At 51.0% G+C, this 17,080-nt stretch carries 13 protein-coding genes; 10 read left to right on the top strand and 3 right to left on the bottom strand.

Annotated elements, in window-relative coordinates; translation table 11 throughout:
- Positions 1 to 28: 28 nt before the first annotated feature.
- The 3 genes from C7W93_RS08445 to C7W93_RS08435 all read left to right on the top strand — a co-directional run bounded on the left by C7W93_RS08445 (position 29) and on the right by C7W93_RS08435 (position 2,424).
- The gene (locus C7W93_RS08445) at positions 29 to 1,423 is read left to right on the top strand and encodes an APC family permease (protein WP_225869782.1); all 1,395 of its coding nucleotides are present in this window, start codon (positions 29 to 31) and stop codon (positions 1,421 to 1,423) included.
- 75 nt (positions 1,424 to 1,498) lie between these two features.
- The gene (locus tag C7W93_RS08440; protein ID WP_146177536.1) at positions 1,499 to 2,128 is read left to right on the top strand and encodes a hypothetical protein; all 630 of its coding nucleotides are present in this window, start codon (positions 1,499 to 1,501) and stop codon (positions 2,126 to 2,128) included.
- Complete coding sequence (locus C7W93_RS08435) at positions 2,125 to 2,424, top strand: hypothetical protein (protein ID WP_108439609.1); 300 nt, start codon at positions 2,125 to 2,127, stop codon at positions 2,422 to 2,424. The genes C7W93_RS08440 and C7W93_RS08435 overlap by 4 nt, the downstream gene beginning before the upstream one ends.
- 36 nt (positions 2,425 to 2,460) lie before the next feature.
- On the opposite strand, the gene narL is transcribed toward C7W93_RS08435, so the two are convergent.
- Positions 2,461 to 3,120 carry a two-component system response regulator NarL gene (gene narL / locus C7W93_RS08430; protein WP_108439608.1) on the bottom strand — a complete coding sequence of 220 codons (660 nt, stop codon included), beginning with the start codon at positions 3,118 to 3,120 and terminating at the stop codon, positions 2,461 to 2,463.
- A 23-nt stretch (positions 3,121 to 3,143) separates the two neighbouring features.
- Positions 3,144 to 5,018 (bottom strand): histidine kinase, encoded by a 1,875-nt coding sequence (locus tag C7W93_RS08425; protein ID WP_108440548.1) that lies wholly within the window; start codon positions 5,016 to 5,018, stop codon positions 3,144 to 3,146.
- Between the two features lie 33 nt (positions 5,019 to 5,051).
- On the opposite strand from C7W93_RS08425, the gene C7W93_RS08420 reads away from it, so the two are divergent.
- Entirely contained in the window at positions 5,052 to 6,440 is a 1,389-nt protein-coding gene (locus C7W93_RS08420) for a PAS domain-containing protein (RefSeq protein WP_108439607.1), read from the top strand.
- A gap of 180 nt (positions 6,441 to 6,620) precedes the next feature.
- On the opposite strand, the gene gap is transcribed toward C7W93_RS08420, so the two are convergent.
- On the bottom strand, positions 6,621 to 7,631 hold the full coding sequence (gap, locus tag C7W93_RS08415; protein ID WP_108439606.1) for a type I glyceraldehyde-3-phosphate dehydrogenase: 1,011 nt from the start codon (positions 7,629 to 7,631) through the stop codon (positions 6,621 to 6,623).
- A gap of 295 nt (positions 7,632 to 7,926) precedes the next feature.
- On the opposite strand from gap, the gene C7W93_RS08410 reads away from it, so the two are divergent.
- The 6 genes from C7W93_RS08410 (at position 7,927) to C7W93_RS08380 (ending at position 17,044) form a co-directional block, all read left to right on the top strand.
- Positions 7,927 to 8,838, top strand: coding sequence for a LysR family transcriptional regulator (locus C7W93_RS08410; protein WP_108439605.1), 912 nt, complete (start codon positions 7,927 to 7,929; stop codon positions 8,836 to 8,838).
- Between the two features lie 500 nt (positions 8,839 to 9,338).
- Positions 9,339 to 11,531, top strand: coding sequence for an FAD-dependent oxidoreductase (locus C7W93_RS08400; RefSeq protein ID WP_108439603.1), 2,193 nt, complete (start codon positions 9,339 to 9,341; stop codon positions 11,529 to 11,531).
- Between the two features lie 132 nt (positions 11,532 to 11,663).
- Positions 11,664 to 13,790, top strand: a complete 2,127-nt coding sequence (locus C7W93_RS08395; protein WP_108439602.1) for a heterodisulfide reductase-related iron-sulfur binding cluster — start codon at positions 11,664 to 11,666, stop codon at positions 13,788 to 13,790.
- Between the two features lie 2 nt (positions 13,791 to 13,792).
- A complete protein-coding gene (locus tag C7W93_RS08390; RefSeq protein ID WP_108439601.1) occupies positions 13,793 to 15,172 on the top strand; it encodes a hypothetical protein in 1,380 nt (459 codons plus the stop codon).
- Between the two features lie 112 nt (positions 15,173 to 15,284).
- On the top strand, positions 15,285 to 16,079 hold the full coding sequence (locus C7W93_RS08385) for an electron transfer flavoprotein subunit beta/FixA family protein (protein WP_108439600.1): 795 nt from the start codon (positions 15,285 to 15,287) through the stop codon (positions 16,077 to 16,079).
- A 2-nt stretch (positions 16,080 to 16,081) separates the two neighbouring features.
- Positions 16,082 to 17,044, top strand: a complete 963-nt coding sequence (locus C7W93_RS08380; protein ID WP_108439599.1) for an electron transfer flavoprotein subunit alpha/FixB family protein — start codon at positions 16,082 to 16,084, stop codon at positions 17,042 to 17,044.
- Positions 17,045 to 17,080: the final 36 nt, after the last annotated feature.

Below are 17,080 nucleotides of genomic sequence, written 5' to 3'. Positions count from 1 at the left end.
GCCGTCTAAAAAATCAAGGAGAACAGTGGTGAGTGTAAATAATGCAGAGGTCATCGATAAGCCGCGCATAGCGATGCTTAAAGTGCTTAACCCTTTTCATATATGGGCGCTAGGGGTGGGTATTGTGTTGGTGGGCGAGTTTATGGGCTGGAATTTTTCAGTAGCCAAAGGCGGCGCTTATGGTTCGCTCATTGCCTGTTGGGTGATTGGTTTGCTGTATACCTGTGTTGCCATGATCGACTCAGAAGTAACCTCGACGGTAGCCGCAGCAGGGGGCCAATATACGCAGGCAAAACATATTATCGGACCGTTGATGGCCTTCAATGTCGGTTTGTATTTAGTGATGGCCTACACGATGTTATGCGCAGCCGACGCACTCGTCGTTGGCGATCTGATGAAGGCTGGCGCTGAAGTATTGGGACATCCGGGATTGGACCCAAAACCGTTCGTGGTGCTGACGATTGCATTTCTGGCGTGGCTAAATTATCGCGGCGTCTTTGCCACACTCACGCTTAACTTTGTCATTACGCTGATTGCGTTCACGTCTATCCTGGTGCTTTTTCTTGCAGTCGATCCGATGAATCCGGGCAAGGTCTTGCAACATGAAGCATTGCTGACTAATTTGCCATATGGATGGATAGGCGTAGTGGCCGCGCTGCAATTTGGGATGTGGTATTACCTAGGCATTGAAGGTACTTGTCAGGCTGCGGAAGAAGTCCGGTCGGCAGGGCGTTCGATTCCGCTCGGCACGATGGGCGGCATGATTACATTGTTGGTCGCCGCGTCGCTGACCTGGTTTATTTGTACTGCGCTGATGCCATGGCAATACCTCGGGCAAGCGGTGACCCCGTTATATGACGCTGCAAGCATACTCGGCAATACTAAATTGCAATTGCTGCTGTTTGTGGCCACCATGTTTGCCGCGATTGCCTCCGCCAATGGCTGTATTAATGATGCTTCCCGTGCATGGTTTTCGCTTGGACGCGACCGCTATATGCCCGCATTTTTCGGCGCGATTCATCCGCGCTATCGCACGCCTTATCGCTCAATTATTTTTCTGGTGCCGATTGCAGTTTCATTTGCGTTCACGGGCTTGCTTGATCAAGTGATTACGTTCGCTATCCTGTCAGGTTTGCTGGGGTATACGTTCATGTCATTCAATATTTTCAAGTTCAGAAAAATGTGGCCTTTGGGTAGTATCCATCGCGGCTATATTCACCCATTTCATCCGATCCCTGCGATTACATTATTGATCCTGTGCAGTGCGACTTATTTCGCCACGTTTTTGGGCTATGGTTCTGCGCTGCTATCGATCATGGCGTTTTACATCATCGCGTCTATCTGGTTCACTTTGCGCCGCTATAAATTTGTGAAACGGGCCGATCAATTTACGATGCCATGGCCGCGTCCAAAAGGTTATTAAAGGCATGGTGAAACTTACACATAATCGCTCTCATACTCTATGCAAAATTTAGTGATCGCAGCATCGGCGGCTTGTATGGCCGCCATGCTTTATTGGCGTTATCGTAGCGACGCGCTGAATGCCCGCAATGGCCGCGGTAATATTTTTAATGATTGTTCAGCCCTGTTGACACAGGTATCAGAAACGCGCGAAACCATCGGCTTCCCAACGTTGCGAGGAAGTGTTGAAGATTATCCTGTGATGTTTGAAGCGTTGGTTGATACATTATCCATGCGAAAAGTACCGCCGCTCTGGCTGACGATTACCGTTACCGGCAAGCAAAGAACGCCTGGCAGTCTTGACGTACTGGTCCGTCCTCAAAATACCGAATTTTATAGTCCGGGTTGGGGATGGAATGGCGCGTTGCCGATCCCAGCGGATTGGCCTCAACATGCCATGGTGAAGTATCAGGGCATGCCAGTCTCACTTGAAGATTTGGGAAATTTTGTGCCAGAACTGTTCAGCGATGAGAAGGTGAAGGAACTGTTAATTACACCGACCTTGGTCAGAATTACTTATCTGATCAAGCAGGGTGATCGGGGTGAATATCTGCTGATGCGCAATGCTGCTTTTGACGGCTTGCCTATCCCAAAGGAAGCGGTGTCGGGATTGCTGCATGCTGCCATTGATCTGCGAAAAAAATTGGAAGGGGCTTTGCGCACATGAAAATTAGTCAAAGGGATCATTTAAAGCCGCCAATATCCCCCTACGTCGTGATGCTGGTCGCCATACTTCTGCCGGGGATGGGGCAAGTGCTGAACAACACGTCAGTACGTGGTCTGATGATCATTTTGTTCGGGGTGATTTTAGGATTGATTACCTATCAGGTCGCTGATCCGCATGTATCAATGGTGGGGCGGTTTGCGGGCGGTTTGTTTGTTTATGCCATCTCTGTGATGGATGCTTATTACTGGGCGCGGGTGCGCAGTGAACTGTTCCGCAATCGCAGACAGGCAGTGTAAAAACTGCCTGTCTGATAAGGGGATAGCGTTGCGTATTTAAGATTCCGATACCTTCTTCGGTTTGTTTTGATACTTCCAGACTGCCGCTTCCAATCTGCTGGTCAGATTCAGTTTCCGCAGCAAATTCTTGATATGCACCTTAACCGTCATATCGCTGATGCCGAGATAACGCCCGATGGTTTTGTTATTCATACCATTGGCAAGGCATTCCAGAATTTCGTGCTCGCGTTCTGTCAGTGCCGCATCGCTGGTAATTTTTTTAGAGACCGGTTCCAGTAACGCGTTCTTCAATACCTCCGTCAAACTGTCCTGTAAAACGGTGACGCCAGTAGACGCCTTGAGAAGATTGGCGCACAAATCTTCCGGCTCCATATCCTTAAGAAGATAGCCATCGGCGCCAGCCCGCAACGCTTCCAGCAAATCATCCTCGGCATCCGACACTGTCAGCACGATATAGCGCGCATTCAGCGTGGTGGCTTTGAACCGGCGCAAGGTTTCAAGCCCGTTCATGCCCTTCATGTTGAGATCGACCAGCACCATATCCGGCAGTAATTTCTGCGCCAGATCTAGTCCCTCTTGACCGGATGCTGCTTCGCCGACGATCTCGAAATGCGGATCGATGGAAATAATCTGTCGCACCCCCTTGCGGAAAAGGGCATGGTCATCGATCAATAAAACTTTAATTTTCTCTTTCATACGTCTCCACCAGGTAATTAATTTTATTGTTCCATCTTAGGCGTAAATACCAACTTTACCCGCGTGCCACCGATCCGCCTGCGTAACACCTCGATCTTGCCGCCAAGGCTGCTAGCGCGTTCTTTCATAATCGTCTGACCATAATGGTGCGGCTCTTCACTCATAAAAGTGTAGCCGACACCATCATCATCAATCGTCACCACAATCATTCCGTTAGGTTGAAACGCCATCGCAATCGTGACATTTTTCGCACCCGAATGTCTGACGATATTTGATAATGCCTCGCGCACGACATGTAAAACATGCAGCTCTTCATTCACCGTAAAGCGACAATTCACCAACCGATTATCTAGCGTAATTGACAGACTGGAGCGGCTAGAAAATTCTTCAATCGCCGACTGGATCGAGAACGATAAACCGCGCGTATCTATGTTAACCCGGAAAGTCGCCAGCAACTCTCGTAGTTCGCGATAAGCGTTGTTTAATCCTTCGCGCAGATCGTCGACAATTTCATGGATCGCCGCTTCAGGCACATCCTCCGCGCCAAAATTTGATTGCAGCCGGGCAATTTGTATTTTCATAAACGATAGCGATTGCGCCAACGAATCATGCAACTCGCGGGCAATCGCCGAGCGTTCTTCCAGCAACGCTACGCGGCGACCTTCCTGCTCCCGGCCATGCGACCCCATCACCATCGATAACAATTGTGCAGTCATTTCAACCAGTTGGATTTCTGCATCTTCAAATAGTCGCGCTTCATCCGCTTCGATTTTCAGTACGCCCAACTCGCCCGAGGGGCTGGAGAAAGCCACCGCCAGACAGCGTATCGGCGCGCCCTCGGCGTTGGAGGACAAGAAGTTCACTGCCGAGTCAGAGCCAACCAGACCATCAAATAACGCATCCTGAAAGGTCGCGGGCAAATGATGCGAGAACAGCACCCGTCCGTAAAAAAGAGGGGAATCGTTTTCGGTAAAAATCAGCGCTACGTTATTCGCGTTCAGTGCTTTTTCAAGCGAATATAACGCCTTGCGTAAGGTCATTTCCGTCAGCGTGGCGTTGTTAATTAATTCAATAAATTTGAAGAGGAAATCCTGCGAGCGCATCATGCGCCGGATGCGCTCGCTGGTGGTTTGATTGATCCATTCCGTTTCCGCCTTAATCCCTTCCAATCGGGCAGAAAGTTCATACACCATATGCTCAAGGCGGGCAAACTCATTCACATCGGTATCGCTTCTTCCGGGAACAAAGCCCTTTGATACCATCGACATTAAACGATCCAGTCTATCGACCAAAATCCGTCTGGCGTCTAGCGCCACCGTTCCAAGGCAGCACAGTATCAGTCCCATGCTGACTAATTGCAGCAGTGAAATAACGGATTGCTTGGTATCGATGTCGGTCTGTAAAGCAGTAGCAAGCGGCGCATACGCTTGCACCACCAATTTCGCCAGATGCAATCTTTCTTGTATTGGCAATTGATGTGCACCGGCGAATTCAAAATTTTCCTGCGCCGTCTTCAACGTCTTTAGCGCCAGCGTACAAGCCTTATCGTCCTTCTCCACCAGCCAGACAAACAAGGGATCATCGGTATTGAAGTAATCGTTCCTCAGCGAGTCCATGGCGCTCTTGGCATCGGCAGGCGCCATCTCATTGGCGGTATCGACTTCACGGCCCCAGAAGATTTTTTGATGATAGATTTTTTGGATGGCGGATTGATTATGTGGAATATAATCCATTAGATAAAGTGAGCCCGCCTGCATTAACACGACCAGAAAGGCCACGCATAACAACAAAGCAACGAGACGAATATACAGCGGGTGTCGCCGAAGCAGGCTACTGATATCCCCCAGAAAATGGCCGACTTTATATAGTCCGGGATTCAGGATTCGATTCCAATTCATAAGCATCAGTGTAATTGTTCAAGGTACAAGCAAATGAGCCTATATGTTTTTAGCACGTTTGTGTTAAGCGTTATTTTTATGCTGGTGCTTGGCACATGGTGGGACGGCCACGCGCCCTTCAAAATATATCTCGCTGCGCTCGCTGTCGTCACCGCCACGATGTTATCGGCCACCCTGATGATCGCGATTTATCCAATTCTGGGCATCCGTTCCGGACGTAGCCGAAAAGAATCCGGTTTCGACAACCTTACGTGGGGCCGGGACGTTTCCAGTGGCCTTTCTACTCCGGCAGCAGTGTTGAATGGTTACGGCATCGCTTTTGCCAACAAAGCTTTCCTCAGCGAACTTGGCATGCTGGGCATGAACGAGCAAATCATTGGCATGCCGCTCACTAATCTTGTGCATCCCGCCGATCATCAGTGTCTCGCCAGTCTGGTTGCACAGGCCGCGCAGGAGGGCGAGAAAAACGGCATGATCAAACTACGTCTCTTGCACTCCGATGGGACGATCCTGCCGGTGCAGGCCTCGCTATCGCCTTTGCGCGAGGGTGGAAGCCCGGATATTAATCTATTGCAACTTTCCCCCGCCTCATCGCTAGAATCCAGCAGCACCAACTTTAATGACCAGTTCAACTATCACCTGCTGATCGATCAGATTGAGCAAATTGTATTTCAGGTCAATGCGGCAAGCGAAATTATATTTCTCAATCCTTCTTGGGAACATCTGCTCGATCACAAGGTTGCCGAGAGCATGCACAAGCCGTTGCTGTCCTTTATCCACCCGGAAGACCGGCCATTAATAGAGTCACATCTGACATCGCTGACGCAAGGGAAACGGCCAAATTGTCAGCTGGAGACCCGTTTGATTGCCAAAAATGGCGATTCCCATTGGGTCGAATTACGTGCAAAAAATATCTCGACCTGCAAAAATGAGCGCTCAAGCGTCGTTGGTACTTTGACCAATATCAGCCGTATGAAAATGATAGAAAGCAGCCTGCGCGCCAACCGCCGCTCTCTGAGTACGCTGATCAGCAATACCCCCGGCATGATTTATCGCTGCAAAAATGACAAAAACTGGACTTTTGAATTTGTCAGCGATGGCTGCCTTGAAGTGACCGGCTATGAACCTTACGAAATGGTAGAAAATCCCAATTTCTCCTACGTATCGATCATCCATCCCGAGGACCGACCCCGCACCTGGAGTTGCGTGCAGCAGCAGATCGCCAATCAAGGTAAATTCCAGATGATTTATCGCATCATCAGCCGTTCAGGTGCGCATAAATGGGTTTGGGAGCAGGGCACGGGCGTCTATTCCAGCGCAGGCGAATTGCTTGCGTTAGAAGGCTTTATCACCGATATTTCCCAAGGCGATGAATACGATGCCGTCTTTCAGGAATTGCTGCCAACGACGCCGATAGTCTGATAAATACCCGCTTGAATAGTATTTGCACATTGAACCGGGATGGCAAAAACGCCCGGGTATGGACGAGTTGATCTGCCTTCCCGTGTTGCGTAAGGTGCGTTATTTGAAGGACAGACTTACTAAACAGGCGCGGGGTTGCTGCGGTACTGGTGCAACAATCCTGCGCCATTATTGCCGTTGTTACTTAGCCGACATCAGTGCAACAGTGGTATCCAACATGCGGTTTGAGAAACCCCACTCGTTGTCGTACCAGCTTGATACTTTCACCAGATTGCCCGACACTTTAGTCAGCGTTGCATCGAAATTCGACGATGCGGGATTGTGGTTGAAATCGACCGATACCAAAGGTTCTACGTTGTAGGTCAGGACGCCTTGCAATGCACCTTCCGATGCTTCTTTCAAGATCGCGTTGACTTCTTCAACGGTAGTTTCACGGGCAGCAACGAACGATAAATCGACCAGCGACACATTGATGGTCGGTACGCGAATCGCGAAACCATCCAGCTTGCCGTTCAGCTCTGGCAAGACCAGACCAACGGCGGCAGCGGCGCCGGTTTTAGTCGGGATCATACTCATCGTGGCCGAACGCGCCCGACGCAAATCTTCGTGATACACATCCGTCAATACTTGATCGTTGGTGTACGAGTGAATCGTTGTCATCAAGCCATTAACCACGCCGATAGTGTCGTTCAGTGGCTTGACCAGCGGTGCCAGACAGTTAGTCGTGCATGAAGCGTTAGAAATGACAGTGTCGGTGGCTTTCAGGACATCGTGATTGACGCCAAACACAATCGTTGCATCGACATCTTTGCCGCCCGGTGCAGAAATAATGACTTTCTTGGCGCCGCCGCGGATATGGGCGCTGGCTTTTTCTTTGGTAGTGAAGAAACCGGTGCATTCCAGTACGACGTCAACCTTCAGATCGCCCCATGGCAACTCGGCTGGATTGCGCTGCGCCAGTACTTTGATGCGGTCGCCGTTGACGACAATCGCGTCGCCATCGACTGTGACTGTGCCTGGAAATTTACCGTGCGCAGTATCGTATTGGGTCAGATGGGCATTCGTTTTTGGATCGCCCAGATCATTGATCGCAACGATTTCGATGTCATGCTTTTTACCGCCTTCGTAATGCGCACGGAGGATGTTGCGGCCGATGCGGCCATAGCCATTGATGGCGACTTTAATGGTCATAGTCTCTTTTCTCTGTTTCGTTATGGGTGGACGGCCCTGCATGCAGCGCCGGTAATGCATGCACTAAGCAATTCGATTTGGCAGTCGATTAGCAAGCCAATCAGGGCGGCGGATCGGCGATTCGGCTGCGGTAAAAAATGGCGTTTGTGTTGCGATGCATCAAGCGAATCGCCATGGCATGGCTGTGCCCGATGCCCGTTTGACATCTATGTACAGCAATATATAAAACGATTAGCATTCGGACTAATCAATAAAAATTTTTGCTCCATCAGTAATCGCTTATAGATAGATCGCTATGCGCCAATATACCCTTCGCCAATTGGATACTTTTCTTGAAGTCGCGCGAGAATTGTCGATTTCTCGGGCGGCTGAGAAATTGCATGTTACGCAGCCAGCGGTGTCGATGCAGCTGCGTCAGCTTGAGAATGCGATTGGTACGCCGTTGCTGGAGCAGGTTGGCCGGAAGATGTTGCTGACTGCAGCGGGTGTGGATTTTCGGCAATATGCGTTTGATGCGTTGGCGCAATTGACGTTGCTTGAAGCTGCAATGGCGGAGCGGCGTGAGTTGAAGAAGGGACGCGTGGAATTGGCGATTGTCAGCACGGCGAAATACTTCGTGCCGATGTTGCTGGTGCGCTTTCGTCAGCAATATCCGGCGATTCAGGTGGTGTTGCATATTCATAATCGCGAAAGCATTATGAATTCGCTGGTGCGAAATGAGATTGATTTGGTGATTATGGGGCGGGCGCCCGATACGATTGATACAGTCGCTGTGGCGTTTGCTACTAATCCGCTGGGGATTGTTAGCGCGCCTGGGCATCCTTTATCGCGTCGGCGGAATGCGCCGTTGTCTATCTTGAATGGGCAGGATTTTGTGGTGCGGGAGAGTGGTTCTGGTACGCGGCAATCGATGGAGAGATTGTTTTTGGAGAAGGGTATTAGTCCGAATATTGTAATGGAAATGCCTAGTAACGAGACGATTAAACAGGCTGTTATGGCGGATATGGGGTTGAGTTTTTTGTCGCTGCGGACTACTCGGCATGAGTTGGCTTCCGGGCATTTGGTTTTGTTGGATATTGCGGGATTGCCGGTTGTGCGGCATTGGCATGTTACGCATTTGAAGGGGAAGCGGCTTTCTCCTGCTGCTGGGGCGTTGAAGGATTTTTTGATTGAAGAGGCTGGGCCGTTGATTGATGAATGGGCATAAATTTTTGTGTTGGTTTTGGTTCGTTGGTAATTGAAACGGGTTTTTCTCCGTTGATGCCAGCCGAGAGTGGCCCGGCAGAAAAAGCAGCCAAAAAGAAGGCGACCACAGGTATCGCTGCCTTTCGGGTCCCCAAATGTCTCAGGCGTTTGCCGGGTCGAGAAACCAACTCGCTGCATTCAAACATGTTTCCCGCCTATTTCCGAGTGACAGCTAAAAAATTTGGGAACCCGAAGCAACTGTCTTGAAATTCAACTTATTTTTGGTGACGTTTTCTGCGTGGGCGCCTAGCCGCAGCAAGAAAAAGTGATTAGCTGTCGTGCTACCCCCTACAAAGCCTCTACGGAGCGCTAACCGTTTCAATCATCACATAACAGAACCTCTCCCCACCCTCCCAAACCTAAGCCCTAAGGAGTAGTTCGTAAGGAGAATTGTTCGCCATCCACGCTGGACTGAGAATGACCAGGCAAGCAACTCATTCAAATTGTACCGGAGGAGAGAAAATGGCACGCGATCCAAAGCACGACATCCTATTTGAACCAATCCAAATTGGCCCCAAGACATTGCGTAACCGTTTTTACCAGGTCCCGCATTGCATCGGCGCAGGTTCCGATAAACCCGGCTTCCAGGCAGCACATCGCTCCGTCAAGGCCGAGGGCGGTTGGGCCGCACTGAACACCGAATATTGCTCCATCCATCCAGAATCAGACGACACCCATCGCCTTTCTGCCCGCATCTGGGACGAAGGAGACGTCCGTAATCTGCGCGCAATGACCGATGAAGTCCACAAATACGGCGCTTTGGCTGGCGTCGAACTTTGGTACGGCGGTGCCCACGCACCGAATATGGAATCGCGCGCCACGCCCCGCGGCCCAAGTCAGTACGCCTCAGAATTCGAAACACTCAGCTACTGTAAAGAAATGGACCTCAGCGATATCGCCCAAGTCCAGCAATTTTATGTCGATGCCGCCAAACGTTCCCGCGATGCTGGCTTCGATATCGTTTATGTCTATGGCGCACATTCCTACCTGCCGCTACAATTTCTCAACCCCTACTACAACAAACGCACCGATAAATACGGTGGCTCTTTAGAAAATCGCGCCCGCTTCTGGCTAGAAACACTCGAAAAAGTCAAACGCGCAGTCGGTGACGAATGCGCCATTGCGACGCGTTTTGCCGTGGATACCGTGTACGGTCCCGGCCAGATTGAAGTCGAAGTCGATGGGATGAAATTCATCGAGCTGGCCGATCCGCTGCTCGATTTGTGGGACGTAGACGTGGGCGATATCGCCGAATGGGGCGAAGATGCAGGGCCGTCGCGTTTCTATCAACAAGGCCACCAAGTACCGTGGACCAAGTTCGTCAAACAAGTCTCCAAAAAGCCAGTATTGGGCGTAGGACGTTACACCGACCCAGAAAAAATGGTTGAGATCGTGACCAAAGGTTATGCCGACATTATCGGTTGCGCCCGTCCTTCTATCGCTGACCCCTTCCTGCCTAAGAAAATTGAAGAAGGCCGTTACGACGATATCCGCGTCTGTATCGGTTGTAACGTATGTATCTCGCGCTGGGAAATCGGCGGTCCGCCAATGATTTGTACGCAAAATGCTACTGCTGGTGAAGAGTATCGTCGCGGCTGGCATCCGGAAAAATTCCGCAAAACGGCATCCAAAGACTCGGTCCTGGTCGTCGGTGCCGGCCCTTCCGGTTCCGAATGTGCACGGGTACTGATGGAAGAAGGCTATGTCGTCCATTTGTATGACAGCGCAGAAAAAATCGGTGGTCATCTTAACAGTCTGGTCACACTGCCGGGCTTGGGCGAGTGGGGTTACCACCGTGATTATCGCGAAACGCAGCTCAACAAACTGGTCAAGAAAAATAAAGAAAGCCAAATTGCTCTTGGTCAGAAACGCATGACTGCCAACGACGTGCTGGAATACGGCGCGGACAAAGTTGTCATCGCTACAGGCTCTTCCTGGAACACTGACGGTAACAACTGCCTGACGCATGAAGCTATCCCCGGTGCCGATGCTTCGCGCGCCGATCAACTTACGCCAGAACAGGTATTTGAAGGCAAAAAGAAAATCGGCAAGCGCGTCGTTATTCTGAATGCGGATACCTACTTCATGGCACCAAGTCTGGCTGAAAAGCTGGCCGCAGACGGTCACGAAGTGACAGTGGTATCCGGTGTGCATCTGGCTAATTACATGCATTTCACGCTGGAATATCCAAACATGATGCGTCGTTTGCATGAGCTGCATGTTGAGGAACTGGGCGATCATTTCTGCTCAAAAATTGAGCCGGGTCGTCTTGAAATTTACAACATCTGGGGCGATGGTTCTAAGCGTACTTATCGCGGCCCGGGCGTTTCTCCGCGTGATGCCAACACTTCGCATCGTTGGTTGGAATTCGATTCGCTGATATTGGTCACGGGGCGTCATTCAGATTGCAGTCTGTATAACGAACTCAAAACCCGTGAATCAGAATGGGCTAAAAACGACATCAAAGCCGTCTATTTGATTGGCGATGCTGAAGCGCCACGTTTGATTGCTGATGCGACCTTTACCGGTCACCGTGTTGCGCGTGAAATCGAAGAAGCGAATCCGCAAATCGCGATCCCGTACAAGCGTGAAGTTGCGGTGTGGGGCACGCCGTATCTGCCGGAAGGCACATTCAAGATCGAGTACAAAGTCTAGTTAGTCTGAGGTTGATCGCCGCAGAATCTTGCGGCGATTACTTTCTTCAACTCATCCCGATGATGGACCAGGCATCTAAAAAGTAAGTCGAATAAATGAAAAGCCCATGCAAAAAATCAATGAGCGATGCATATGAACAATCCTAAAGAAATCACCCGAGTGCTGTTTGAGAATTTTCAGCCGCAGGCGATCCACCTGTTCTACGCAATTGGTTATGCAGCTATCGCCGTTTTCCTCTACGGCACGTATGTCCAGATCAGAAAATATCGACGCGGTCAGCCCGATGTTTCATGGGGCGCTTTGCTCCAGCGCTTTATACAAATGACCAAGACGGTGGCAACCCATCGCACGCTGGTACAGCGCGATAAAAAGGCTGGCTACGCGCACGCCATGATTTTTTTCAGCTTCGTATTGCTGTTCATCGGCACCGCGCTTATTACGCTGGAATACGACATTCTCGAACCGCTCTTTGGCGTGCATTTTTGGTACGGCAATTTCTATCTGTGGTTTTCCCTGATTCTTGATCTTGCCGGATTTGGTTTGATCGTTGGTTTGATATACATGATGTATCGCCGCAAATGGCTGCATCTGCCTAAATTGGATTACGCAAGGGTAGATAGAAAACCTGGCGACCCCGACTTCGACCGCAGCGGATATCGCCGCGAAGATTGGGCCTTTCTATGGTCATTCATTCTGATCGGCATCACTGGTTTTGTTCTTGAAGCAATCCGTTTGGTGTGGCTTGCGGATCGTCCGGCAGTATGGGATTACCGTATGTGGTCGCCAATCGGTGCGGGGATTGCATGGTTTATGCAGGTCATTGGCATTACACCGGAAGCTGCAGGAACTATACGCGTCGGTTTATGGTGGTTCCACGGCATCATCGCGTTGACGTTTATTGCTTGTATTCCTTACTCCAAGATCAAACATATTTTTACCGCTTCCGCTTCATTGATGTTCAAAGACCCGCTGGCTGGCCGACGTCTGCCGAAGGTGCCGGATGATCAGAAGAATGCGGGCTACAAACTTATTACCGATCTGACCTGGAAAAATTTACTGCATTTAGATGCCTGCACCAAGTGCGGCCGCTGCCAGGAAGCTTGTCCGGCAAATGCAGTCGGTGCACCGTTATCGCCGCGTGATGTGATTCTTTCACTGCGCGAATTTGCTAACAATGCCTTAAGCGCGAAAGAACTGCCAAAAGAAGCCGAACTGGATATCCACGGTAAAGATATCGGCCAGGTATTCATGGAAACACTATGGTCATGCCGTACCTGTCTGGCGTGTGTGGAAATTTGTCCGGTAGCCGTCGAACATGTGCCGATCATCGTACAAATGCGACGCAGTCTGGTGGAAGCGGGCGAAATGGATCCGCTGTTGGAGAAGACGCTGCAAACCGTGCACAAGACTGGTAATTCATTCGGCGAATCGAAGCGCAAACGTGCGTCATGGGCGAAGGAACTGCCGTTCAAAATTAAAGATGCACGCAAAGAAGCCGTCGATATGCTCTGGTTTGTGGGCGACTACGCTTCCTTTGATCCACGCAATCAAAAGGTCACGCAAGGCTTTGCAAGACTGATGCATAAAGCCGGAGTAGATTTTGGACTGCTATTTGAAGGCGAGTTAAACGCCGGTAATGACGTGCGGCGCGTCGGTGAAGAAGGTCTTTACGAGTTCTTGGCCACATCGAATATCAAGACTATCGGCGATTGCGATTTCCAGTCGATTGTGACGACCGATCCGCATTCTTACAACACGATCCGTAATGAATATCCGGATTTTGGCGGCACCTATGAGATTCAGCATTACAGCACCGTGGTAAAGCGGTTGATCGAAGAAGGCAGATTGCCGTTAGCTAAAAAGCTCAATTACAAAGTCACCTTCCATGATCCTTGCCATCTAGGGCGATTCAATAAAGGTTACGACGCACCACGCGATATTCTCAAAATGCTCGGTTGCGAACTAGTCGAAATGGGACGTAATAAGGACAACTCATTCTGCTGTGGTGCCGGTGGTGGGCGCATCTGGATTCCTGATCCAGTCGGTCTGGAAAAACCATCCACTAACCGCATGAAAGAAGCCGCAGTGATCGACGGGTTGGAGGTGTTTGTCGTGTCTTGTCCGAAAGACCTCACGATGTTTGAAGATGCGCTGAAAACCTCTGGCTATGAGGGCAAGTTTGTCGTGCGCGAACTGATCGAATTGATCAATGAGTGTGTCGCCTATGAAACCGTTGACGCAGTTGCCGAGGCGGCCTGATTGTGGCTGTGCCGGTACAGGCTGGCGATTTGGTGCGCATAGTCCTGCAACACCGCGATCCATTCGCCGCCGCCGCCGTCTATAACGTCGCGACAGCGGGTCAGCGTCAGGCATTGGAAGAAGTCATTGTTGGCGAACGCAGGAATGCTCTGATGTTTGCCCGCTGGGAGCATACCCCCGGCGGTGTTTTGCAAGCGATGGCAGGAAGCGGCGATCAGGCAGTAAAAATGCGTCTGGACAAGAATCCAGGCACGCCAGGGCAAGCTTTATCGCATCTGTATAGCAGTGAAAAGCAGGCTACGCTGATAGGGCTGATTGCGCAGCATGCGCATACACCGGCAAACGTATTGGAGGCGATTGCCGCATTTGAGTCAGACCTGAAAATTCTGAAAGCGGTCAGCAGTAATCCCGCCGCTAGCGTGCGTGCGATCAGGTTGCTGGTAACCCGAATGCCCGGCCAGTTCGATAGTGCGGTAGCGACAAATCCTGCGACGCCCGCAGATGTGCTGGAACAGATTTATGCAAGAGGCAATGCCTTCATCCGTGCTGCCATCGTTGCGCATGCTAGTTGCCCGCTGTCCGTTTTAGATCGGGCATGCGGCGAGCATGAAATCAATGTATTGCGACAAGTGGCGCGGGACCAACGCGTGGACGCAGAAGTACTGGCGACGCTGGCTGGTCATGCGGATGTGGCCATCCGGCGCGGGGTCGCCGCTAATCCTGCTGCGCCAGATGCCTTGATAGGAATGTTGGCAAAGGATGATGCAGTGTCGGTCAGACGCACGGTGGCGGCCCGTAATTTTCTGACGCCAGCCACGGTGATGTGCCTGTCGCAAGATGCCGATCATTGGGTGCGGCAATGGCTGGGTCGCTATCCATTGTTGCCAAAAATTATGCTGCGACAGTTAGCGCAAGACAGCGAAATGATCGTCAGGAGAGCGGTCGCACGCAATCCGGCTAGCTCAGCGCAATTGTTAAAAAAACTGGCAGCGGATAGCGAAGCATGGGTTCGTTCGGCTGTCGCTTATCAGGTCAATGCCACGCCATCGCTATTGCGTTGGCTGGCTGAAGATACAGAAGTTGATGTGCTCTGCGGTGTGGCCTCGCATCCGCGCACGCCGCAGCATATTTTGCAGCGGTTGACACAATCACCTGATGCCGATGTGCGACGTGGGGTGATATTGAATCGGAGCGCTAAGCGTCGTGTTTTATGGCCCTTGTTACAGGACCCGTATTACTTGCATCGAATGTTGCTGATCGGCAATCCGGCATTGAGCGAAAAAGACCGTTGGGGGCTGCGTGACGATCCTGATAAAGCTGTCAGGTTTGCTGTCTTCAAATGGTTTTCTGACCGATTTGCGCAGGGAGAAAAAATCCATTAATGCCAGGTAGTAAAAAGCATAGAAGTATTTTAGGACGACGATTGTAAGACAAATAAAACAAGATTCAAGCACGATTCAAGAATGATTCAAGGACGATTTTAGGAGACTCACCATGAAGATATTAGTCACTGTGAAACAGGTTGCAGCACTGGATGAAGATTTTGAGTTCCGCTCTGACGAGAAAGATGTAGATGAAGATTTTCTGATTTACGACCTCAACGAATGGGATGATTATTCCGTCGAAGAAGCGATGAAAATCAAGGAGGCCAGCGATGGCGCAGTGGAAGTCGTCGTGGTCTCGGTTGGCCCGGACCGCGTCGATGAAAGTTTGCGTAAATGTCTGGCTAAAGGTGCCGATCGCGCCATCCGCGTGTGGGATGACGCGATGGACGGTTCAGACTCCGTCGCCATCGGCCGCATCCTTGCCGCCGTCATCAAAAAAGAAGCGCCGGATATGGTGTTTGCAGGGGTTCAGTCGTCGGACCATTCGCACGGCTCCACTGGGATTTCTACCGCTGCCTATCTTGACTGGCCGCACGCCGCAGTCGTGTCTGACCTCAAGTATTCACCCGGCAGCGCCACAGCCATCATTCGCCGCGAGTTGGAAGGCGGCCTCTCGCATGAGGTTGAAATTGCCTGCCCAGCCGTATTGACCATCCAACTCGGTATCAACAAACCGCGCTACGCCTCTTTGCGCGGTATCAAACAGGCTGCAGCCAAGCCGATTGAAGAAGTCTCGCTGGCCGACATCGGACTGAGTGCTGAAGAAGTCGGTGCTGACAGCGCGTTGTCGCGCGTACGTCGGATGTATGTGCCAGAAAAAGGTCGCGCCGCCATGATCGAAGGCACACCGGCAGAACAGGCAACGAGGTTGATCGAAATTATGCGCGAATTCAAAGGAGAATAACGATGAAAACCATTTTGGTAGTTGCCGAACATCGCCGTAACATATTAAGCCCTGTCTCACTAGAACTGATCGCCGCGGCGCAAAGTCTGCGGCAAGCCGCTGACGATAAAGTGATCGTCGCGTTGATCGGCAGTGAAGTCGATGCTTACGTCAAAGCAGTCTCCGCAAAAGGTGTCGATGAAGTTGTCACCGTTAAAACGCCTGTTGTTGAATTTGATCCTGAGTTTTACCAGGCCACGGTCAGCGCATTGATCGCTGCGAAATCGCCATCGATAGTATTGCTGCCGCATTCAGTCGATTCGCTGGGTTACGCCGCCACGGTTGCGGCAAAAGGCCGTTTTGGCTTCGCCACAGATGTTTTCAAAGTCGCTTATGACGGTGATGATCTGGTTGCCACGCGTGGTGGCTATAACCAGAAAGTCAACGTAGAAGTCGACTTCCCCGGCAGAGATTGCATCGTGCTGGCGTTGCGTCCTAGCGTATTCAAACCGGGTGAAGAAACCGGCGCGCCAACTGTCAGTAGCTTCGATGCCCCGGCGCTGACATCACGCACCAAGAACCTGAACTTCGTTGAGCAGGGCGGTGGCAATGATGTCGACATCACTACAGTCGAATTCATCATGTCCATCGGTCGCGGTATCGCAGATGAAAATAACGTTGAACAGTTCACCGAACTGGCAGAAATCGCTGGCGCGACGTTGTGTTGTTCCCGACCAATCGCGGATGCCGGATGGTTGCCAAAATCTCGTCAGGTCGGCCAGTCCGGCAAAGTTGTGGGAGCTTGCAAACTGTATGTGGCAATGGGTATTTCTGGCTCGATCCAGCACATGGCGGGGATGAAACATGTACCGACCATTGTGGGCGTCAATACCGATCCTAATGCATCGATTTTCACTATTGCAAAATATGGCATCGTCGGCGATATTTTTGAAATCGGGGAAGAATTGCGCAACCAGTTAGCGTAAAGCGCTGCGCGATCAGGGCTTCACGTCCGAACGTTG

It is taken from the genome of Glaciimonas sp. PCH181 (assembly GCF_003056055.1).
Classification (GTDB): domain Bacteria; phylum Pseudomonadota; class Gammaproteobacteria; order Burkholderiales; family Burkholderiaceae_D; genus Glaciimonas.
This window is presented reverse-complemented; position numbering and strand designations above follow the sequence as displayed.